Origin of the sequence: Halolactibacillus sp. JCM 19043, assembly GCF_001310395.1 — a bacterium.
GTDB lineage: Bacteria > Bacillota > Bacilli > Bacillales > Amphibacillaceae > Halolactibacillus > Halolactibacillus miurensis.
In genome coordinates this window covers 25,116-47,339 of sequence record NZ_BAXD01000023.1, presented here as the reverse complement: position 1 = coordinate 47,339, position 22,224 = coordinate 25,116, and the positions used below count along the sequence as shown (strand labels likewise).

Below are 22,224 nucleotides of genomic sequence, written 5' to 3'. Positions count from 1 at the left end.
ATTAAAGTCAAGTGTTACTTCATCACTTTCCAAACATCATTGGCATAGCTTACTGGGTCTTCTACTGGTAAACCTTCAATCAGTAAAGCCTGATTGTATAGGACATTCGTGTATGTCTCCATCATATCTTCGTTTGATTGTGAGGCTTGTTTGAGTGACTTAAAGATATCATGATCCGCGTTAATTTCTAACACTTTCTCAGCTTTTACGCCTTGATTCTCAGGCATCATGCTTAAGACTTTTTCCATCTCAATGGAGATATCCCCTTCGTTAGATAGGCAGACAGGGTGTGTCTTTAAGCGTTTAGACAGGCGAACATCTGATACTTTACCTTTAAGAATCTCTTTCATTTGATCGAAAATCGCTTGATCTTCTTCAGAAGCTGTTTTTTCTTCCGCTTGATCGTCCTCAAAACCTAAATCACCACTTGAAACAGATTTAAATTCTTTTTCATCGTAGTTCAATAACATTTTAATCGCAAATTCATCAATATCATCAGTGAAGTAAAGAATTTCATAGCCTTTATCACGGACGATTTCTGTCTGAGGTAAACGTTCGATGCGCGCATGTGACTCACCTGTGGCATAATAAATATAGGTTTGGTCTTCCTTCATACGTTCAACATATTCGGCTAAGGTGACAAGTTTCTCTTCAGTTGATGAATAGAATAGAAGTAAATCTTTTAAGGTATCTTTATTTTGACCAAAGTCACTGTAGACACCATATTTCAATTGACGACCGAAAGCTTTAAAGAACGTTTCATACTTCTCGCGATCATTCATTAATAATTTCTTTAATTCTTGTTTGATCTTCTTCACTAAGTTTTTCTCGATTAGCTTCAACTGACGGTCATGCTGTAACATTTCGCGAGAAATATTAAGTGATAAGTCTTCTGAATCGACAAGACCTTTCACAAAGCTAAAGTAATCAGGTAACAGTTCAGGCGCTTTATTTTTAATTAAGACGCCATTTGAGTATAACTCCAAGCCTTTTTCAAACTCTTGCGAGTAATAGTTATAAGGCGCTGTTTCAGGCACGTAAAGAATCGCTTGATAACGAATATTACCATCGACACTCACATGTACATGTGTTAATGGATCATCATAACCGAAATGTTTTTCTTGATAGAAGTTTTTATAATCATCATCGGTTAATTCAGCTTTGTTTTTCTTCCAGATTGGTACCATGCTGTTGACCGTTTTCTCTTCAACAATCGTTTCATATTCATCTTCTGTACCTTCTTTTAATTTTTCTTCCGTTAGATCCATTTTAATTGGATAGCGAATGAAGTCTGAATAAGTTTTAACGATCGTTTGCAGTTGACGCGGATCTAAGAATTGTTCAAAGTCATCATCTTCTGTGGACGCTTTAATCGTTAGTGTGATCGTTGTACCCACATCATCTTTAGTCGCCTCTTCGATGGTAAAGCCTTCAGCGCCTTCAGAGTACCAGTGATACGCTTGATCTGAATCTACTGCGCGCGACGTTACACTTACTTTGTCAGCAACCATGAAAGCTGCGTAAAAGCCGACACCAAACTGGCCAATAATATCAAAACCATCTTTAATTTCATTGTCTTTTTTAAATGCCAGTGAACCACTTTTCGCAATGGTGCCTAAATTTTGTTCAAGCTCTTCTTTTGTCATACCAATCCCATTATCAGTGATTGTTAACGTACGATGATCCTTATCTGTAGAAATTTTAATGTAATAGTCCGATTGATCAAATGTAATCGACTCATCGGTTAATGCGCGGTAATACATCTTATCCATCGCGTCACTCGCATTGGAGATTAATTCACGTAAGAATACCTCGCGTTTTGAATAAATCGAATGAATCATCATGTCTAATAATCGTTTTGACTCTGCTTCAAATTGTCTGACGGCCATATGTTATTCCCTCACTTTTTAATATTTTTTATGTATTAGCACTCGACACTTTAAAGTGCTAACATATATTTTTTAACATATTTTTAACCATCTTGTCAATCCTTTCGTATCAGGTTATCGTTAATTAACTACGTTTAAACAGAAAAAACCACACCTCTAGGTGTGGCTAATTTCATCTTATGTGATTAATTGACTTGGGTATAGTCAATATGACGTTTCGCTTCTGTTTCTTTTTTCAAGTAATTGTATTGATCAGATAATGCGTCAAACCATGCTTTATCATTTGTTTGAAGGGCTAAGTCGATTAATTGTTCTAATTCACCAAGAGTATAGTATTTGCTATCTGGCTCTACTTGTAATTTGACCACGTGAACTTGGATACTGTGATTGGTTAAAAGATGGTTATCACTCGCAATCACACGTATTTGTACCCTGTTCTCTTCTTCTAGTTGTTTTTCGACGAAGCCATGAATACGCTCACCCTTGTTTGACTGTAATTTGACCCAATCCCCTACATTTACTTGTTTTCTTTCTTCTGCCTCATGTTTGACACCACCTTTTCTATTAATTATTTTAAATTGACAGAATACTTAGAATAGTCATTTAAAATATTTAATAGTAATTTTAATCGGTTATGGTGATAATGTCAATAGTCTTGCTCAAACTGCTGTTTCGTAAGTGGTTGACTCATTAAGAAACCTTGATAAGCATCTAGTTGAACCGACTCAATTAATGCGACTTCTTCTGCCGTTTCTACTCCTTCTTGGATAATAATTAATCTCAACTCTTTCGCAAGCGTTACTAAACGTTTATAGCTGCTTAAACCATCCTCATCACTAAGTGCGTCATGGAGAGTCCCTTGTGAAAGTTTAATCATCTTAAAGGGTAGTGTTCGCAGTTGACGTAGGGATAAATAATGATCCCCAAAAGAATCAATCGCCACTTGAATACCAGCTTTTTGATAAGCGCTCAGTTTGATTTTTAAGTTTTTACATTTATCACGCGAGAGATTTTCACTGATTTCAATGACTAAATGTTCAAGGTTGACGTTTGCTGCCTCGAATTGCTGGTGGATAGATAAAAAGGTTTTCTCATCACGACATTCTTTTTCTGTTAGGTTAATATGCAACTTGATCGCTTGATGGTGGCGTTCATTGTATCCTGATAGGGTTTGTGTTGCTTCTTTTAGTAAAAACTGCGAGAATTGAGGCATTAAGCCGTTCTTCTCAGCAATCGGAATAAACACATTAGGTGCAATCGCGCCTAGTTTGTTATGCTGCCAGCGTAATAAAGCTTCAACGGCGCGGATATCTTTTGTTGCGGTATCAATAATCGGTTGATAGACGACGTAGAGCTCCTGGCGTTCGATTGCTTGGAATAAGTCTGTCTCTAATTGAATGTAAAGCGATACTTCTGTTTCAAGTGCAGGGGTATAAAATCTAAACGTATTTTTCCCTTGTTGTTTTGCTTGATACATACTTAAATCAGCATACTTAGTCAGTTCATTTAGCGATTGAGAATGTTTAGGGTATAAGCTAATGCCAATACTTGCCGTCACAATAAAGCTATGATTATCAAACGTATAGGGCTTCGTTAAGGTATGAATGATTTTTTTAGCTAGATTGGTCACTTCTTGTCGGTCTTCAGTGAAATAAGTTACAATCGTAAATTCATCGCCACCAAAGCGAAAGACGTAGTCACGGTCGTTGATGACGGCTTTTATACGATCAGCGACATCGATTAATAACTTATCCCCTGCATCATGACCAAAGGTATCATTCACATACTTAAACCGGTCTAAATCTAGAAACATGACCGCGAATCCTTCATTATCTCGATCTGTTTGTTCAATCGCTTCATCCACAATCGTTTTAAAATATTTACGATTACCAATGCCGGTGAGCTCATCGTGGTTGGCTTGATGTTCAATGATTGCTTGGTTTTCTTTAATTTCGGTAATATCGGTGGCGACCATCAATATTTCTTTCCCTTTGTCCTTTATACTCTCTATCGGTTGTTTTGTTACGCGATACCATCGAATGTTGCCATCTGATCCTACTTGTCTATCTTCATAGGTCGTTCGCTCCTGAGATAATAAAATCGACTGATGGAGTTTTAAGTGATAATGAGTGGCAGCTATATCATTCGTTACATTTAAAGCGTGACGGCCAAGCATTTCTTTAGCCGTATACCCGAATAGTTCAGCATATTGGTCATTAACAAGTGTATAGATGCCATCGGCATTCATCGTATAAATCATCATCGGACTAACGTTAATGATACGGTCTAAAAAGTCTTTTTGATTAGCTAATTGCGTTTCGTTTTTTCTAAGAACAAGCCGCGACTTTTCTAACTCATGGGCCATTTGATTAAACTTGTTATTTATCTCACCAATACGGGTGTTTGTATTTGTATAACGAATACGGTGGGTGTAATCCCCCTCACTTAGTTCATCAATGGCCATAATCAATGCTTGATACGGTTTCTGACTACGATAGTAAGCGTAGATCATAATGATGAAAAAGACAAAAGCCAGTCCAACGAGAATCGGTGCCAATATTTCAAATATATTGAGTATAAACTGATCAGCAAGTACTTCAGGTACAAAGAGGCTAATGTCCAACCATTTCGATTTAATGGTTCAGCGGCCATCATAAAGTGAAGATCGTCATAATGAAAGACATTGATTGCCTCGTCTGAATTTGTTAATAGTTCATGATTATGACTATTTTCATGAAAATCATCGATGTCTTCTTGATAGGTCTCGCTTAACTGATTATAACTATAAATTAACTCATCATACTCATTATAGACCCCGATATAGAAATCTTCAGAAAATGAAAGAGAGTGGAAATAGTCTTGGAGTGTGTTATTAGCACTTAAATCAATAAATACATGTAACTGATTATCTTCAAGTGGTATGAGTAATTCTAAGAGATGGCTTTTTTCAATTGTTTTAGTCTTTTGTAGATAAGCTTCTTCAACAAATTCAATGCTATCTAATTGATAATCAGACGCACCCACTAAACCATAAAAAACGGACGTTTGTATGATTAAATCTTTATTAATAATAAAACCATAATCAATCATGGGAGAATTGTTAATTAAGTCTTTTAATGCTTGACGTCTCTCGGATGGATTTTCGCTTTCTAAATGACGTTGACCGACTGCGTAGCGTGTTAATTCATCCACTTCTGTTAATACACGATTGAATTGCTGACTAAAACGTTCGTTCGCTGAATACATCATTTCATCATAGTATTCAACGGTAAAGCGTTCCATCGTAAAAGCGGCAGCGTAACTAAAGAGAGTGAAGAAAGCCGTAATGATTGCCAGATTAAAAAGTATGGCCTTTATGACATGTTGATTCCGCCATTGGAAATTAAATTGTTTCATGTTGCTCCCCCTCTCTATTCGTTACCCTTATTTTAGCCTATAAAGAGGTTCGTTGACAATGTTAACAAATGGTTGTGCAAGTTTAGAAATATCGGAAAAATATTTGTCAAGACCTCTTTTTTTTGATATAGTTAAACCACAATCACATAGACTTCAATACATATTGAAGTGGGTATAGAGGTTGCACAAGACAAGAGTAAAAAAAACAGAGAGTCATAAACACTCGATGATGTTTGCTGAAAGGGTCTTGTGCCGAAGGATAATAGCTGTTTATGAGTTATTATGCTGGTGTTGTATTTAACAGGTACAACATTGTCATATAGGTTATATACTATATGGAGGGCTATCTCACGCATCAACGATAGTAAAATATGATGCAGCTCACTTAGCCTGAGCTGCTTTTTCTATGTCGTGAATGGATTCCCTCTACTTACCTTTTAAAAAAATATAATGAGGTGGAATAATGGACTTTAATCAAGTATTAACTGCGATGGTCACGCCTTTTAATGACCAAGATGAAATTAATTATGATGAGACAAAACGGTTGATCGATTATTTAATAGATAATGGCACAGAAGGTATTGTTGCTGTCGGTACGACAGGAGAATCTCCGACCTTGTCTCATGAAGAAAAGCTAAGTTTTCTAAAGTTTGTCGTTGAGTATGTCAATGGACGTGTGCCTGTTATTGCCGGTACCGGATCAAATAACACAAAGCAGTCTATCGTATTAACTCAAGAAGCAGAAGAGCTTGGCGTTGACGGTATTATGCTTGTCACCCCTTACTACAACAAACCATCACAAGAAGGGATGTATCAGCACTTTAAAACCATTGCTGAAAGTACATCATTACCGGTCATGCTTTATAATATTCCAGGTCGAACAGTTGTTAGGTTGGAATTAGATACGGTGCTTCGCCTAGCTGAAGTAAAAAATATTGTCGCAATAAAAGAAGCAACCGGTGATTTAGATTTAATCAGTCAAATAATCAAGGAAACACCGGATGACTTTGCGGTCTATAGTGGTGATGACAATTTACTCTTACCGATTCTGTCTCTCGGTGGAACCGGTATTGTCAGTGTCGCCTCACACATCGTTGGTAATGAGATGAATGACATGGTTCAATCATTCAAGTCAGGTGAGCATGCACAAGCAACGAAGATTCAACAAGAGATTGCCCCGGTGATTAAAGCGCTCTTCAGTGCACCAAATCCGACGGCTGTGAAATATGCTCTATCAAAAAAAGGATTAAATGTTGGACACGTGCGTTTACCACTCATTGCTTTAACTGAGGCAGAAATGACACATGTTGATGATGTTGTAGGTCGTTATTATTAACCACGCATGGTATGTATAGAGGGCTATCAGTCAGCCACGACTTGTCTTATATGAGTCGTGGCTTTTTCTGGTTCTTTATAAATCAAGTATTTTTTGAGTGATAGGCTTTATATCGATGGACACAAAAGAAACGCCACCTCTTATGTTGAGGTAGCGTTCGTTTTATTGTCCCATATCTTTGACTTTCATAATCCGTGTAATGCTTGCACGTTCATCCTCTTCAAGTTTCATTTGAATATAATGAATCGTTTCTTTAAGTTGAGGAATTTTTAAGTATTCCAATGCGTTTACACGACGGCGTGTCTTCTCAATTTCATCAGCCATTAATTGACACGTTTTTTCGATTTCAGAAAGCTTTAATAATTTAGGTAAAATAGTGTTAATGCGATCGATTGAATCATCGAGCTCACTGTTTGAGTTCAGTAACCCGTATTGCATTTCTGATTCTTTGTTATCTTCATCAACAGTAAAGTTCATTTCAGGTACCATCACACTCATAATATTCTTTTGTTGAATATCAAGGGTGATTGATTTACCTGGTACCGCAAATAATTCTTCAATAAACGCTTCGTTGGTAAGTGATTTAGCGACAACAAAGGCTTCCATCGACTCTGTCAACTCTTTTTCAACTTCATCACGTAACGTATTATTTTTACGAATCAATGTAATGAACTGTCGCATTAACTCATCTTGTTTATCCTTTAAAAGCTTGTGACCTCGAATTGATATTGCTAACCGATCTTTTAAATTGGAAAGCTCCATCCGTGTTGGCTTGACATTTAATCTAGCCATAGGTCAATCACTCTCCTTCCGGCATAAACTCTTCGATCAGTGCACTACTAATACGTTTAAGCTCAGTACGAGGTAAGATTGAGAGTAATTCCCATCCTAATGTTAAGGTTTCCTCAATTGAACGGTTCGTATAGAATCCTTGATTGATATATTCTGCTTCAAAACGTTCGTAAATTCTACGTACAGTTTATCCGTATCAGATAACGCTGACTCACCTAGAACGACCGCCAATTCTTTCGCTTCAATACCTTTGGCATAAGCGGCGAACAATTGGTTCATTGTTGGTGCGTGGTCTTTACGTGTTTTACCTTCACCGGTACCTTTATCTTTCAGACGAGAAAGTGAAGGTAGTACGTTGATTGGTGGCTTAATTCCTTGCTTATCTAAGTCACGACTTAAGATAATTTGACCTTCGGTAATATAACCGGTAAGGTCAGGAATTGGGTGCGTAATATCATCTTCAGGCATTGAAAGAATAGGAATCTGTGTTACCGATCCTTTTTTACCGATAAGACGACCCGCACGTTCATACAAGGTTGATAGGTTTGTATAAAGATAACCTGGGTAACCACGACGACCTGGTACCTCACGACGTGCGGCTGAAATTTCACGAAGTGCCTCACAGTAGTAAGTCATATCCGTCATAATAACAAGCACGTGCATATCTTTTTCAAATGCTAAATATTCAGCCGTTGTAAGGGCCATTTTTGGTGTGGCAATCCGTTCAATCGCTGGGTCATCTGCTAAGTTGATAAACATAACAGAACGGTCAATCGCGCCTGTTTTACGGAAATCTTCCATGAAGTATTCCGCCTCATCAAACGTAACACCCATCGCTGCGAAAACAACGGCGAATTTTTCATCGCTATTAAGTACAGAGGCTTGACGGGCAATTTGTGCCGCAAGCTCTTTATGGGGTAAACCTGAACCAGAGAACACCGGTAGTTTTTGACCACGTACAAGTGTATTTAAGTGGTCAATCGCTGAAATACCCGTTTGAATAAATTCATCCGGATAGTCACGTGCGATAGGGTTAATCGCTTGACCATTTACGTCTAAACTTGTTTCTGGAATGATGTCTGGACCGTCATCCATCGGTTCACCTAAACCATTGAAAACACGACCAACCATGTCTTCTGATACATCAATAGATAATGGCTTCCCGCGGAAACGTACTTTTGTATCTTTGATGTTAATCCCGCTAGGTCCTTCAAAAATCTGAACCATCGCTTTATCTCGATTTACTTCAAGTACTTGTCCGTGACGGATTTCGCCTGTTTGTAGTTGGACTTCGACTAATTCGTCAAATTTAACGCCTTCTACACCTTCTACGGCCATCAGAGGTCCAACGACTTCGCTAACTGTTTTGTATTCCTTAAGCATTTTGCGTCATACCTCCTTCAGCAACAATCTGGTGAATTGTTTCTTTTGTTTCGTCTTTAAGCGCGCGAATTTTGTTCAATATTATCTTCGGAGATAAATTTCGCACGGGCAATCTTATCACGTAAGTCCGTTGTTCCTTCAACGATTTCTTTGTAGTAAGCGCCAAGACGCATCGCTTCACGTGCTTCTTTCTCGAATGAAAGAATGAGGTCAAGCATGTAATATTGTTTTGTTCGTGATGTGAATGTATCGACATCATCAAACGCGTTTTGTTGGAGGTAATCCTCACGTAATTGCTGAGCAATGACCATCGTTAAACGGTCTTTTTCAGATAGTGATTCAATACCAACAAGACGAACGATCTCTTGTAGCTCAGATTCTTCTTGTAAAATATTCATTGAGTGCTGAACCATCTCAGACCAAGACACTTCTAAGTCATCGTTCATGAAACGACCAACATCCTCTAAATAAAGTGAGTATGATGTTAACCAGTTCACTGATGGGAAGTGACGTTTTTGTGCAAGGGATGAATCAAGTGCCCAGAATACTTTAACAACACGAAGCGTATTTTGTGTAACCGGCTCCGACGTATCCCCACCTGGAGGTGATACGGCACCAATGGCGGTAATACTACCTTCACGTTCTTCAGAACCAACCGTTAAAATACGACCCGCACGCTCATAGTACTCAGCAATACGGCTACCAAGGTAAGCAGGGTAACCTTCATCACCAGGCATCTCTTCTAAACGACCTGACATCTCGCGAAGTGCCTCTGCCCAACGTGAGGTAGAATCGGCCATAATCGCCACGCTGTATCCCATATCACGGAAATATTCTGCAATCGTGATACCCGTATAGATAGATGCTTCACGTGCCGCTACTGGCATGTTTGATGTATTGGCGATAAGAATCGTACGTTCCATTAACGATTCACCTGTATTCGGGTCAACGAGCTCAGGGAATTCGTTTAGTACGTCTGTCATCTCATTCCCACGTTCACCACAACCAACGTAAACAACTAAGTCCACGTCACTAAATTTCGCAATCTGGTGCTGTACAACGGTTTTACCGGCACCAAATGGTCCTGGTACAGCCGCAGCCCCACCTTTAGTGATTGGGAAGAATGTATCGATAACACGCTGTCCTGTAAGCATCGGCTTATCAGGATTTAATTTTTTCTTGAACGGACGTCCACGACGAACTGGCCAGCGTTGTAGCATGGTCACGTCTTTTTCACCGTTGTCTGTTTCTACTTTAGCCACAACATCTTCAAGTGAGAATTCACCTGATTCGATTGCAGTCAATTTACCTTTAATACCGTGAGGAATCATCACGCGGTGCTCAATAACTTTTGTCTCTTGAACAGTCCCGATGATATCACCTGGTTCTACCATGTCACCGACATTTTTTGTTGCATGAAAGACCCATTTATTTTCACGGTCTAATGCTTCGATATTAACCCCTCTTACTAAGAAGTTACTATCCGTTTTTGCTTTAAATGTATCGAGTGGACGTTGGATGCCGTCAAACATTTGTGACACAATCCCTGGTCCAAGTTCTACTGATAAGGCTTCTCCTGTTGTTTCAACAGGTTCGCCTGGTCCTACGCCAGAAGTTTCTTCGTATACCTGGATAGAGGCAACATCATATCGCATTTCAATGATCTCACCTACTAATCGCATGTCCCCTACATAGCAAAGGTCTTGGATATTTGCATGTTCCATACCTTCTGCCATAACTAAAGGACCGGAAACTTTAACAATTGTTCCTTTCTTCAAATAAGTCCCCTCCCAAATTATAAGATGTTTTGTCCAACGGCTTTTTCCATGTTCTTTTGAATACGGGACTTACCAATATTCAGTGATCCCTTATGATTCGGGATTAGGATAATTGCGGGTTGAACTTCTGCATCGTAACGTTTTATTGTATCCGGAATTTCCTTCGCCATTGCTTCTGTTAAGTATATGACCCCGTAATGTTCTTCAGCTAAACGATCAATCGTTTCGCGGGCAATCCGAGGTGTACTAGATGCAAACACATCAAATCCTAAGATTTTGAAAGGTAAGACCGAATCTTTGTCTCCAACTACTGCTATTTTATGGGCCATAAATTGGTCGCATCCTTTCTCTTATAATACCTTCATCAATTTGATTGTCTTTCCCAACGAGAATAAGTCGGAGATTTGCTACTTCTTTTTCAACAAAAAATAAGAAAGCAATCACCGGCATTGGGCCAAAGGCTTGGAATGTTGCTTCTTCCATTAATTCATCTATCGTTTCATCAATGACTTTGTCTAAAACCATAGGATCTAGATCATCTTTTTGATCATTGACAACAGCTGCTAAACGGCTCGCATAAGGTTTACCGAGGTACAGTTCATTGAGAACGTTAACGGCACCTTGCTCACTCGCTTCAATGATCGCTTTTTTAGAAATTGACCCTGAACTAGATAAGACCGTATGAAGGAATGAACGTGATTTATTTTGATGTAGACTTCTTACGACTGTTGATAAGTTGTCTAGATCAATTAAGACATCCGCCATTTGACTGATCGTTGGATTTTTCAAACGATCAGTGATTTTACGCATATGTTTGTAAAAGTACGTGTCCATGAAGACATCAGCTGCTTCTAGTCGACCATACGTTTCATAATCTTCAATCGCGAGTTGCACACCTTCGACCATAACAGGGTTTAACTCATCTGATTGACGTGCATTGACAAGTTGACGCAAGGCCGAAATCGGATGCTTGCCAATCGGAATGAGTAAATGATCAAACTCTAGCCCAGTAAAGCGTTGTTTTAATAATACTTTTAAATTGTGATAACTGTATCGAAGTGAGAAAATCTGAATGACTTCTGAATCTGGTGTCACTTCGTAAAGCTCATCATAAATATTTTTCACACGCTGCATCAAAAATGCATCAAAATTCTTATTTTCGAGCACGTCGTGCTCATCAAATAAATAATCGGTACTCTTTAGAATTTCAAGTGCTTCGCGCAAGTCTTCTGCACGTAATAATTTTTCATAATCATCACGTAAGAGTAGCTTTGTTTCATAGACACGAAGCAGCGTGTTGACGCCCTTATATTGAGTGTCCTGCATTTATTCTCCCCCCTTATTCATTAGTTTTTAAATGCTAAGGTTGCAAGTTGTGGAGAAAATTCTTTCTTCATTTCCTGAACAAGCACATCAAAACAGAAATTGTAATCAATACCGTCTTCTTGGACAATAAAGCCACCTTTTCCTTTAACTTCTTCATCAGCCACACTGATTTTCGGATAGTCGTTAAGGATCGCTTTTACTTCTTCTGATTGAAAAACAGCTACTGAGCGTGAACCAGGAACGATTTGCCACTGTTTGTCTTGTTCAAGTTGTGAAAGGACACCTGATAAAAAGGTAGCGAATGTTACATTGTCCCAATTCGCCATTTTTTCAGCAGCTTTATTGAAGACATCATGTAACAAGGCTTGTTTCTTACCAAGGACAGCATTTCGTTTGTTGTTCGCTAATGTTTGCGCTTCGCGATCATAGTCATTTTTCATTTGAGTTTCGATTTGTTCTTGTCGATTCTTTTGACTTTCCACAAGCTTTTGACGTTGTTCTTCAACTCGGTCATTAGCAACTTCTTCGTATTGCTCGATTTTCTTTTGTCCCTCTTCTTTGGTTTTAGCCAAAATCTGTGCGGACAAAGCTTGTAAATCTTTCATAGTCCCCATCCTCTCACTAATATTTTATCTTATGCTAAAACAAGTAAGAAGGAAATAACGAACCCTAGGATTGCATAAGTTTCAACCATCGCTGAGTAAATGATACCTTTAGAGTTTTGTTCTTCTCTTTTTGCTAAGATTTGTACAGCTGCAGTAGATACACGACCTTGAGCAAAACCAGCAGTTAAACCAGTAAATGCGATAGGAAGTGCGGCCATAAGCATATAGATTCCGTCAGCTAAAGGCATTGCTTGGTCCATGTTTAAGTAAATCAAGAAACCAATAACGAAACCATAAAGACCTTGTGTACCAGGTAGTAACTGAAGAATAAGTGACTTACCAAATTTTTCAGGTTGTTCTTTAATCAGTGATGCTGCTGCCTCACCTGTCATACCTACACCACGTGCTGAACCCCAACCAGAGAAGATAACCGCGATCGCGATCCCTAATGCTGCAAAGATAAATCCTCCGTTATTTTCTGCGTAAAATGTTAACCAGTTTTCCATAATAAAATTCCTCCATTACTTATGATTGTTTTTGATTTTTTAATTGAATATGTTTTTCAGCAGCTCTTAAAGGCTTAAGCTTTACCGCCACCTTCATAGAACTTACCGAAGAACTCAACAAAGATTAAACGTGCACCGTGCACATATGAACTAAGGAACGTAAGTCCTAAGTTAACAGCGTGTAACACGATGAATAATACTGCCCCGATAGTAAACCGACCAACGCCTGGAATAAAGCCAATGATCATATTAAAGGCAAGGGCAATACTACCACTTGATACCCCTAAGGCCATCAAACGGGTGTAACTAACGATATCGCCGATGTAACCGGTAATACCATATAAGTTATAGACACCTAAACCGACACCGAGTGCTTTGTTCTCTGAGCCAAGTGTTGTCGCTAGAATAATACCTAGTGCACTAGCAACAGCAACCACAGCCCCAATCGTGCCAAGAATTTCACTGTCTAAGACCATGTTACCGAGTAAGAGGATGATAATACCGGCAAAAATACCGATCCAACCTATACCATCACTAAAAGCTCCGAATTTGTCTTTATTTCTAAGCTTAAGATACGTGTTAATACCTAAGCCGAAGAAAATTTGAGTTAAACCGAAGATAACAGAAATGATTAAGATAGTAATAACATCATTTGTTGTCGATAACAAGACGATTGGCATCGCTGCACCGAAGAATGAGCCGTATATCAATCCCCAAATAATGGTTGGATACGATAGTAGATGGAAGAAACGCATGTTCTTCTTCATCGCGGGAGAAACTTCAGTGAATTTTAAGACAACGAATGTTGCCATCCATAACAATAGACCGTATCCCACATCAGCTGCCATCATACCAAAGAATAAGAGGTAGAACGGTGCTAAAAATGGTGTCGGGTCAATTTCGTTGTACTTAGGTAAATTGTACATAGCCGTTATGCTTTCAAATGGTGAGACGTAATCGTTGTTTTTTAAGACAACCGGTACATCGTCATATTCTTCCTCTTTCACGTCGTTGACATAAAGGACGTATTCCTCTTCTGGTAAGATGCGCTTGAGCGCCGCTTCCATATGAGGCACTTCTTCTTCTTCTAGCCAACCTTCCATAATAAAGAGGTGTTTTTCATCAATTAAAAACAGCTTGCTGCGTTCGCGTTGAAGTTTCGCTTCATAATACTCTTCAGTGAGCATCAGTTGCCAAACTTCTTTCGACATTTTAGCTAATCGGTCTTTGATTGATGTTGTTTCTTTCTTTAAAGCTTTTAACTCTTTATCAATGTCCCCTAATGCTAATCGAGGAGATTCAGTTAACTTTTCAGTGACTGTTTCAAAGTGTGCGTCGTTCAGTAAAGGTTTAATCGCGTCTTGATCCCGACGATCATAATAAACGGCTACCCCAATTTCATCACGCGTTTGATACACTTCATTGACATAGAGTAAGTCTGATGCTTCCAGCATGGTCATATATGTATTCTGATCATGCTGAGGAATGATACCAACACTACCTGTAATACGTTCCATCGAACGAAGATCGTGCGCACTAACATCGAGCTTTTTCCAATTTTTAAAGAAAGCTTCCTTGTCTCGTAAGTCTTTTTTTTCGTTCAGCGATTGTATCTAATCGCTTCTCTAAATCAAGCACATCTTTCACAAGGGTTTTTGGCGAAAAAGTGAAAATCTCTTGTTCGAGTTCTTCTAAAGAGTATTCTTTTCTTTTTTCACGCAGTGTTTCTTTAAGTGGACGCTTTGGTAAATATGGCTGAACAAAGCTTAAAGCTGTCTGTACTTGGTCAATTCTTGTCTCATACTTCTTAACGATTGTTTCTAAGTTATCAACTTCGTAAGGTGACACGTCTAACTCACCTAAGTCCGAAGAAGGTAAATCAACAACCTCGAAGCGTTGCAATGCTTGAATTGATTGCAGCAACTGATCTTTTTGTTCATGAAAAGATATGAGTGTTAGTTTTTTCATTTTAGCTATTGCCATATGTCCTCATAACCTCCTCAATGACCGCATCAACCAATTTGTCTTCTTTCTCTTTAAAGTTTGTTTCTAATTGGCTAACGGCTTGATCTTCTTCTTCTTTAATAGAAGCTTTTAACTTATCGAGCTTTTCTTCTTTCAATTTTGACTGTTCTTCTTTGAAAGTGTTGAGATCTTTTTCAACCTTCTCTTTCATCGATTGAATCGTCTCTTCTGTCTCTTGTTCCATTTGTTTCAATCGGTCTTTGTATTCGCGTTCCAGCTCAATTGCTTCACGCTCAATTTGTTTGACTTGATCAATGGTATTTACACTCATTCTTTTACGCACCCCCAATCATTCAGCAAGCTTTTAAAAAGTTTAAAAAGCTTCAAGCATTACTATTATATCGATTATATCGACTTCGTTCAAATAATTTTGACTTAAATCGATTCTCGAACAGATTCTAAAACTTGATATAGTTAATAGGAAGAAAAAAATCAAAAATAATTTTCATAATGTGACTTCAGACCCAGTCTAAAGCTGTATAAACATTAATTATTTTGGAAATTTATGAAGGATGACTTTCAGATTCTGTTAATATGATTCTAGTGTCCTCAATCACAATTAAGCGATCTTTTAACAGTTTGCCTATGGCACGCTTAAACGCCGCTTTACTCATATTAAATGTTTGGCGAATAATTTCTGGGTCGGTTTTACTTGTGAACGGCATTTCACCGTCATGCTGTTGCATATAATTAAATAATTTTTCTGCATCAACCTCTTGCGCTTCTTGTTTACGTGGTAAGAGCGACATATTCAATGTGCCGTCTTGTTTCACCTTAATCACACGACCTTCAACCCATTCCCCAATTCTCGGTTCTCTGTTACGTTCTGTGTGGTGAATGAATGCACGGTAACCATCATCAGTAATCGCGACAGCCCCTTCTTTTCCGCTGCGGAACACTCGCCCACCAAGGTCTTGATTGAACAACGCTTCTGACGCTAAGTCCCAATTCCCTTCAAAATCAGCCTCTGAGACAGGATCAGCCAATAATCGATTGTTTTTATCGTGTTTCAGTGTGACATATAAGACGTCCCCAACCGTAGGCCAAGCTGACATATGCTCTGGTAGGTCATCGTTTGATACAAGCACATGTTTTGATGTCCCAATATCTACGAAAACACCTAGTCCTGGCTTTACTTCTGTCACTTCTGCCCAGTCAAACACATCGGTTGTGACATGAGGTATAGTGGTCGTTGCGATCAGTTGTTTTTGCTTATCGTGATAGAGGTATACTTTCACCTCGTCCCCCTCTGATAACGCTTCGTCCCCTGCTTCATTCGTATGCAGCAGTACTTCTAATGCCTCATGGTCGAGGTCAGTTAATACATAGCCTGTATCAATGACACGTTTAACCGTAAGTGTAACAATTTGTCCTGGTAAATAATTATCCATTGCATTGACTCCCATCTTGATTAAATTTATAATTTAGGCACATGCTATCCTATAACAACTGTTATAGAACAACGAAAGGTGATGTTTTAATTGATTTATGTTGATGCTGATAGTTGTCCAGTCACTGATGAAGTGATTGACCTTGCCTATAAACACGATGAATCTGTCACGTTAGTAAAAAGTTATGCGCATTACAGTTTAAAGTCGCTCAGAGACCATGTAAACGTGGTGTACGTTGATCAAGAAAAAGAAGCCAGCGATTACCGCATTATGCGCTTAATTAATCCTGGAGACGTGTTAATTACAGCTGATTATGGCCTCGCTTCTTTAGCTTTAGCAAAGACGCCTCACATCATACATCCAAGAGGCACGCTCTATAAGAGAGAAACGATGGATCAGTTACTTCAATCACGTTATCTTTCGAGTCAAGTGAGAAAAGCAGGTGGTCGTATGAAGGGACCAAAAGCCTTTACTGAAAGTGACCGGTCCCAGTTTGTTGATCGTTTTGGTCGTTTATTGGACCGGCTTTGATTCATCAGTGTCAGGTGCTTTTTCTGCTAATCCGCTTAAAATCCAACGTTTTGCTGTGTCATCATTAATGTCATATACTTTACCTTCTCTAAGTAATTCTGACTTATATTGAGACTGGACGAGCATTTTAACTTTCATTTCATAAACCTCCATTGTCTTGTAAATGGCTAACATAGTCCTATACCATTTTTTACTCGTATTTAAACATGAAAAAAAGAGGTGAAAGCCACCTCTCTTTCGTATTATAGCATACTTCTGATAATTAAATAAGCAGTTGAAATAAATCCTGGTCTTTATTTATTTCAATGTAACTAAAACCTTTGTCATGCATCCGATCAATAAGTGGTTCGTAATCTTCTTTATACTTGAGTTCAATCCCCACCAGCACTGGTCCTCGGTCACGATTATTTTTCTTCGTATATTCAAATCGGGTAATATCATCATCCCTACCAAGTACATCAGTTAAAAATGATCTAAGAGCGCCGGCGCGTTGCGGGAAGCTAACGATAAAGTAATGTTTATAACCTTCATAAATTAAGGAGCGTTCTTTAATGTCTTGCATCCGGTCGATATCATTATTACCACCACTCACGATGACCACGACATTTTTACCTCTGATCTCGTCTTGGTAATCTTCTAGCGCACTGACAGGCATGGCCCCTGCTGGCTCAGTCACAATCGCATTTTCATTGTATAAGTCTAGCATTGTCGTACAAATCCGTCCTTCTGGGATCGTCGCAAAACCATCGACTAATGGTTTCGCTATTTTAAAGGTCTTATCACCAATCCGTTTCACGCTGGCCCCATCCACAAATTTATCGACATAATCAAGTTTAACGACTTTATTTGCTTTAAAAGAAGCTTGCATCGATGCAGCCCCTGCCGGTTCGACACCGATAATTTTTGTTTCCGGGCTAATATTCTTCACATAAGTTGCCACACCTGAGATAAGACCACCGCCACCGACAGACATAAACATGTGTGAAACAGGCTCATTAATCGCCTCTAATATTTCAAGGCCAATCGTTCCTTGGCCGGCGATCGTCCGCTCATCATCAAATGGATGGATAAACGCCATATCATTCGCCTCACAGAATTTCTTTGATTCATCGCTCGCGTCATCAAATGTATCCCCCGTAAGAATGACATCAACCGCATCTCCACCAAAGAACTGAACACGGTCAACCTTTTGCCTTGGTGTCGTGGTCGGCATAAAGATCGTACCTTTGATGTTCATTGCTTTACACGAATAAGCCACACCTTGGGCGTGGTTCCCTGCACTGGCACATACAACCCCATTCTTCAGATCTTCCTCAGCTAAGCTTTGCATAAAATTATACGCACCTCTAATTTTAAAAGAACGCACGACTTGTAGATCTTCACGTTTTAAGTAGACATTACAGTCATATTTTTCAGAAAGAATCGGATCAAGAAGGAGTGGTGTTTTTGTCACAACATCTTTAATGCGCTGATGCGCGATAATAATATCCTTCACATCGATTGGTTTTTCTGTAGGCATAATACATAATCCCTCCTGCTTGATAAATAATCGTATCTACTATCCTATCATAATTTTCGAAAAACGGGAACTATTCTGAAAAAATACTCAGAGAAAGAAAAGGTTTTCTGTATTAGTACAGAAAGTGTGTGCATCCCAAAATGGAAATCAATGAGACATATTAAAAGAAAGCAAAAAGAAGCAGCATGAGTGCTCCTCCTTTTTGCTTATTTAAACTATGTCTATAAATTACGCCAAGATATCTGTCAATTGTGGCACGACTTGTTTCTTACGTGAAACAACGCCTTTAAGTACAGCGATGTCATCTTCAAGTTTTACCCCAAAGGCTTCATTAACGGCGGCTTGTTCGTTTCCAAGCGCAATAACTGTTGAATCATTCGTTAAAATGTCGGTGATTAAGAAGACAAATAAATCAAGGTGACTCGCCTCAATGACGTGAGTAATCGCCGTTTTAATCGCCGCTTTTTGTGCTAATAAGTCACGTGGGTCGACTGTGTTAACCTGGCTACCTCAACATGTTTATCGCCCATTGTGAATGGTTTAGCATCCAGTGTTAATAAGTCATTCACTGATTTATCACTTAAATCAGCACCTGCTTTTAACATATCTAAGCCATACGTATGGACATCAACGCCTGCGATAGCTTCCAATTCTTTTGCGGCTTTGACATCTTCTTCTGTACATGTCGGTGATTTAAAGAGTAATGAATCAGAGACAATTGCTGATAGCATTAATCCAGCAATGTTTTTCGGAATGCTGACACCGTGCTCTTTAAATAACTTGTTTAAGATTGTGGCTGTACATCCAACAGGTTCAGCACGGTAGTATAAGGGATCACTCGTTTCAAAATTGGCGATCCGGTGGTGATCGATGACTTCTGTTACTTTTACGTCATCAATGTCACTCACACTTTGTTGTCTTTCGTTATGATCAACTAAAATCACGTGATCGACTTCGTTTTTAACAGTCTCAACGAAACGCGGGGCTTCTGTGTTGAAATAGTCTAGGGCAAACGCCGTTTCTTTACTGATTTCACCTAAGCGAACAGCTTCAGCCTCTTCGCCGATTTGTTGTTTTAAATAGGCATAGCTGATCGCTGATGCGATCGTATCCGTATCTGGATTTTTGTGTCCGAAAATTAATGTTTTACTCATAGTGACAACTCCTCATCATTTGTTTCATACGATGATAATTCTAACGCAAAAATGGTCAAATTTCATCTATAAATTTTATCTACGCATTTATTTCTTATATTGTCCATTCCCTTTTAACAAATATTTTGTTGAAGTGAGCGCTTTTAAGCCCATTGGACCACGAGCATGTAGCTTTTGTGTACTAATCCCAATCTCGGCACCAAAACCAAATTCAAAGCCATCAGTAAAGCGGGTAGAGGCATTATGATACACGCAGGCCGCATCGACATCATTTAGAAAGGCTAATACATGCTCATTTGTTTCAGAAATAATTGCTTCGGAATGTTTCGTACCGTAGGTATTGATATGCTTAATCGCCTCGTCTGTTGATTGAACCACTTTCATCGCAATTTCTAGATCCAAATATTCGGTTGCATAATCCTCGTCGGTTGCTAAGAGGATGGATGGCTCTTTATCTTTGACGGTTTGATCGCCATGAACGAGGACACCGTGTGAGCTCAATTCGTGAAGCAACGCCTCACCGTGTTGATCAAACCACGTCGCATCGACAAGAACGGTCTCAATTGCATTACACACAGATGGGCGCTGTGTTTTCGCATTAATGACAAGCTCTAGCGCCATTATGACATTGGCATCATGGTCAATAAACATATGGCAATTCCCTGCGCCTGTTTCAAGGACGGGGACAGAGGACTTACTGACAACCGTATCAATCAGGTTTTTACTCCCGCGTGGAATTAATACGTCCAAGTAGTCGTTTAAGCGGAACATTTTTTCTGCTGTGTCTCGTGACGTATCTTCAATGAGCTGAACACTATTCACGGGTAACGTTGTTTGTTTTAATGCGTCTTTAATGACATCAACGAGCACGATGTTCGAATAAATCGCCGAAGAACTCCCGCGTAAGATGACCGCATTACCTGTTTTTAAACAGAGGCTTGCGGCATCAATTGTCACATTGGGACGTGCTTCGTAGATCATACCAATGACACCAATCGGTACGGCAACTTTTTCAATCGCTAACCCATTAGGACGCGTGAAAGAGTCTAATACCTCACCAATCGGATCGTCGAGCTCAGTTAATTCCCGCAAAGCATCGGCCATTTGTTTGATACGGTCTTCGGTAAGGCGAATGCGGTCAATGACCGAGTCGCTAATCCCTTTTTCTTTCGCTTTGACTAAATCTTTTTCATTCTCTGATAAAATATCTTTTTGTCTTGCTTCAAGGACATCGGCAATTTTTAGTAGCGCTTGGTTCTTCTCCTCTGTTGAGGCTTGTTGTAAGCGCAGAGTTGTTGCTTTTGCTTGTTGACCTAATGTTTCTAGTGACGTCATTATTTCCCCTCCTGAATCGTTAATATAAGATTATTTCGATGCACCACTTCTGGGTGCGTACAACCGGTGAGTAACATCGCTTCTTGACTACTGAGACCGCGGACTTGTTTGATTTGGTCGGCGGAATAGTTGACTTGCCCTTTTGCGATTTGGTCTTGATTAAAGTAAATATCGACAATGTCCTGAGCATCAAAGTCTTCTTCCACTCCGATAATACCAGCCGCTAACAGACTCTTCCCATCAGATAACAAGGCTTTTTTTGCCCCTTCATCGATAATGACGCGCCCAGTTGGTTCTGAATGGTAAGCAATCCACTGTTTATGTTTTCTTACATGGACTGTTTCTCTCGTGCCAATATACGTCCCGTCACCACTCCCCTTTAGAATATTGACCAATTTATCTTTACCTTGCCCCGTACCAACAAAACAATTAACCCCGACATTTGTTGCGAGTTGGGCGGCGATCAGTTTTGATTTCATCCCGCCTGTCCCTACTTTAGATGATGAATCTTGGCTGGTTGTTTGGATCAATTCATTAGAAATATAACCGAGGTGATTAAAGCGTTTGGCATCCGCATATTGCCCCGGGTTCTTATCATAAATCCCATTGACGTCTGTCAAAAGAATCAGCTGATCAGCGTTCACTAATCCACTCACCTGTGCACTAAGCATATCGTTATCACCAAACGTCATCTCATCAATCGCCACCGAATCATTTTCGTTAATAATCGGCACCACTTTACGTTTTAAACACTCGGTGATCGTTTGATATACATTTGAGAACTGTTCTTTATTTGTGAAGACGTCTCTTGTCAGTAAAAGCTGAGCAGAGACATAGCCATGCTTTTTAAATGCCTGGTTATAGGCTTCAATTAACAGGCCTTGTCCAACCGCTGCAGCGGCTTGTTTACCTTGGACGGTTACGGGACGTGAGGAGTATCCCAAATCTCTAAATCCTGCTGAAATCGCTCCTGAGGAGATTAAAACAACTTCTAATCCTTCCTCTAGTAATTGCACAATGGCTTCCGCATGTTCAGTCAATTTTTCAATCGACAAAGAACCATCTTTTTTTGTCAGTGAACTGCTACCAATTTTAACAACAACACGTTTTTCAATCATGATCCATCACCATTCTTTCTCAAACTTTCATTTGTTTCTTTACATATGTTTTTTTATGATGTTGTTTGTGTATAAAGAAAACACTACTTTTCTCCATACATCTCATGTGATGCAATGGACGAAAAGTAGTGTTTCCGCGG

The 22,224-nt window shown here is 39.3% G+C and carries 20 protein-coding genes, 2 pseudogenes and 1 riboswitch; of the genes and pseudogenes, 2 read left to right on the top strand and 20 right to left on the bottom strand.

Translation table 11 applies throughout. The annotated features are described in order from the left end of the window. Positions 1–14: 14 nt before the first annotated feature. The 4 genes from htpG to JCM19043_RS11060 form a co-directional block, all read right to left on the bottom strand. A complete protein-coding gene (htpG, locus tag JCM19043_RS11075) occupies positions 15–1,889 on the bottom strand; it encodes a molecular chaperone HtpG (protein ID WP_062322536.1) in 1,875 nt (624 codons plus the stop codon). 185 nt (positions 1,890–2,074) lie between these two features. After that, positions 2,075–2,308: an IDEAL domain-containing protein gene (locus JCM19043_RS17725; RefSeq protein WP_231631518.1), complete on the bottom strand. Its 234-nt coding sequence runs from the start codon at positions 2,306–2,308 to the stop codon at positions 2,075–2,077. A 227-nt stretch (positions 2,309–2,535) separates the two neighbouring features. Further along, positions 2,536–4,446 carry a bifunctional diguanylate cyclase/phosphodiesterase gene (locus JCM19043_RS11065; RefSeq protein WP_156321402.1) on the bottom strand — a complete coding sequence of 637 codons (1,911 nt, stop codon included), beginning with the start codon at positions 4,444–4,446 and terminating at the stop codon, positions 2,536–2,538. Next, positions 4,398–5,285, bottom strand: a complete 888-nt coding sequence (locus JCM19043_RS11060) for a hypothetical protein (RefSeq protein WP_062322530.1) — start codon at positions 5,283–5,285, stop codon at positions 4,398–4,400. The genes JCM19043_RS11065 and JCM19043_RS11060 overlap by 49 nt, the downstream gene beginning before the upstream one ends. A 167-nt stretch (positions 5,286–5,452) precedes the next feature. After that, positions 5,453–5,639, top strand: a riboswitch (Lysine riboswitch). Positions 5,640–5,748: 109 nt separating this feature from the next. On the opposite strand from JCM19043_RS11060, the gene dapA reads away from it, so the two are divergent. Beyond that, positions 5,749–6,621, top strand: a complete 873-nt coding sequence (gene dapA / locus JCM19043_RS11055) for a 4-hydroxy-tetrahydrodipicolinate synthase (RefSeq protein ID WP_082394530.1) — start codon at positions 5,749–5,751, stop codon at positions 6,619–6,621. Between the two features lie 162 nt (positions 6,622–6,783). Here the strand turns inward: dapA and JCM19043_RS11050 are convergent, their stop codons facing one another. The 11 genes and pseudogenes from JCM19043_RS11050 to JCM19043_RS11000 all read right to left on the bottom strand — a co-directional run bounded on the left by JCM19043_RS11050 (position 6,784) and on the right by JCM19043_RS11000 (position 16,427). Further along, entirely contained in the window at positions 6,784–7,413 is a 630-nt protein-coding gene (locus JCM19043_RS11050) for a V-type ATP synthase subunit D (protein ID WP_062322526.1), read from the bottom strand. A 7-nt stretch (positions 7,414–7,420) separates the two neighbouring features. Then, positions 7,421–8,796: pseudogene (locus JCM19043_RS11045) on the bottom strand (V-type ATP synthase subunit B). Between the two features lie 56 nt (positions 8,797–8,852). After that, complete coding sequence (locus JCM19043_RS11040) at positions 8,853–10,574, bottom strand: V-type ATP synthase subunit A (protein WP_231631517.1); 1,722 nt, start codon at positions 10,572–10,574, stop codon at positions 8,853–8,855. Positions 10,575–10,591: 17 nt separating this feature from the next. Continuing rightward, entirely contained in the window at positions 10,592–10,903 is a 312-nt protein-coding gene (locus JCM19043_RS11035; RefSeq protein ID WP_062322524.1) for a V-type ATP synthase subunit F, read from the bottom strand. Beyond that, complete coding sequence (locus tag JCM19043_RS11030; RefSeq protein WP_062322523.1) at positions 10,893–11,900, bottom strand: V-type ATPase subunit; 1,008 nt, start codon at positions 11,898–11,900, stop codon at positions 10,893–10,895. Before JCM19043_RS11030 ends, JCM19043_RS11035 begins: the two co-directional genes overlap by 11 nt. A 20-nt stretch (positions 11,901–11,920) precedes the next feature. Continuing rightward, positions 11,921–12,505 (bottom strand): V-type ATP synthase subunit E, encoded by a 585-nt coding sequence (locus tag JCM19043_RS11025; protein WP_062322521.1) that lies wholly within the window; start codon positions 12,503–12,505, stop codon positions 11,921–11,923. 29 nt (positions 12,506–12,534) lie between these two features. Further along, entirely contained in the window at positions 12,535–13,011 is a 477-nt protein-coding gene (locus JCM19043_RS11020; RefSeq protein ID WP_062322519.1) for a V-type ATP synthase subunit K, read from the bottom strand. A gap of 74 nt (positions 13,012–13,085) precedes the next feature. Then, the gene (locus JCM19043_RS11015) at positions 13,086–14,528 is read right to left on the bottom strand and encodes a V-type ATP synthase subunit I (RefSeq protein ID WP_062322517.1); all 1,443 of its coding nucleotides are present in this window, start codon (positions 14,526–14,528) and stop codon (positions 13,086–13,088) included. A gap of 43 nt (positions 14,529–14,571) precedes the next feature. Then, a complete protein-coding gene (locus tag JCM19043_RS11010; protein ID WP_156321401.1) occupies positions 14,572–14,994 on the bottom strand; it encodes a hypothetical protein in 423 nt (140 codons plus the stop codon). Beyond that, entirely contained in the window at positions 14,981–15,307 is a 327-nt protein-coding gene (locus JCM19043_RS11005) for a hypothetical protein (protein ID WP_062322513.1), read from the bottom strand. The genes JCM19043_RS11010 and JCM19043_RS11005 overlap by 14 nt, the downstream gene beginning before the upstream one ends. A 232-nt stretch (positions 15,308–15,539) precedes the next feature. After that, positions 15,540–16,427 carry a S1 RNA-binding domain-containing protein gene (locus JCM19043_RS11000; RefSeq protein WP_062322511.1) on the bottom strand — a complete coding sequence of 296 codons (888 nt, stop codon included), beginning with the start codon at positions 16,425–16,427 and terminating at the stop codon, positions 15,540–15,542. A 90-nt stretch (positions 16,428–16,517) separates the two neighbouring features. On the opposite strand from JCM19043_RS11000, the gene JCM19043_RS10995 reads away from it, so the two are divergent. Continuing rightward, positions 16,518–16,958, top strand: coding sequence for a YaiI/YqxD family protein (locus JCM19043_RS10995; RefSeq protein WP_062322509.1), 441 nt, complete (start codon positions 16,518–16,520; stop codon positions 16,956–16,958). On the opposite strand, the gene JCM19043_RS16905 is transcribed toward JCM19043_RS10995, so the two are convergent. From JCM19043_RS16905 to proB, 5 genes and pseudogenes are all read right to left on the bottom strand, one after another. Beyond that, positions 16,941–17,096 (bottom strand): hypothetical protein, encoded by a 156-nt coding sequence (locus tag JCM19043_RS16905; RefSeq protein ID WP_177220690.1) that lies wholly within the window; start codon positions 17,094–17,096, stop codon positions 16,941–16,943. The genes JCM19043_RS10995 and JCM19043_RS16905 overlap by 18 nt on opposite strands. Before the next feature lie 124 nt (positions 17,097–17,220). Further along, on the bottom strand, positions 17,221–18,477 hold the full coding sequence (gene ilvA, locus JCM19043_RS10990; RefSeq protein ID WP_062322507.1) for a threonine ammonia-lyase IlvA: 1,257 nt from the start codon (positions 18,475–18,477) through the stop codon (positions 17,221–17,223). A 228-nt stretch (positions 18,478–18,705) separates the two neighbouring features. Next, positions 18,706–19,631 (bottom strand): annotated as a pseudogene (locus tag JCM19043_RS10985) (manganese-dependent inorganic pyrophosphatase). Between the two features lie 87 nt (positions 19,632–19,718). Next, entirely contained in the window at positions 19,719–20,966 is a 1,248-nt protein-coding gene (locus tag JCM19043_RS10980; RefSeq protein WP_062322505.1) for a glutamate-5-semialdehyde dehydrogenase, read from the bottom strand. After that, positions 20,966–22,084 carry a glutamate 5-kinase gene (proB, locus tag JCM19043_RS10975; RefSeq protein ID WP_062322503.1) on the bottom strand — a complete coding sequence of 373 codons (1,119 nt, stop codon included), beginning with the start codon at positions 22,082–22,084 and terminating at the stop codon, positions 20,966–20,968. The genes JCM19043_RS10980 and proB overlap by 1 nt, the downstream gene beginning before the upstream one ends. Positions 22,085–22,224 lie beyond the last annotated feature (140 nt).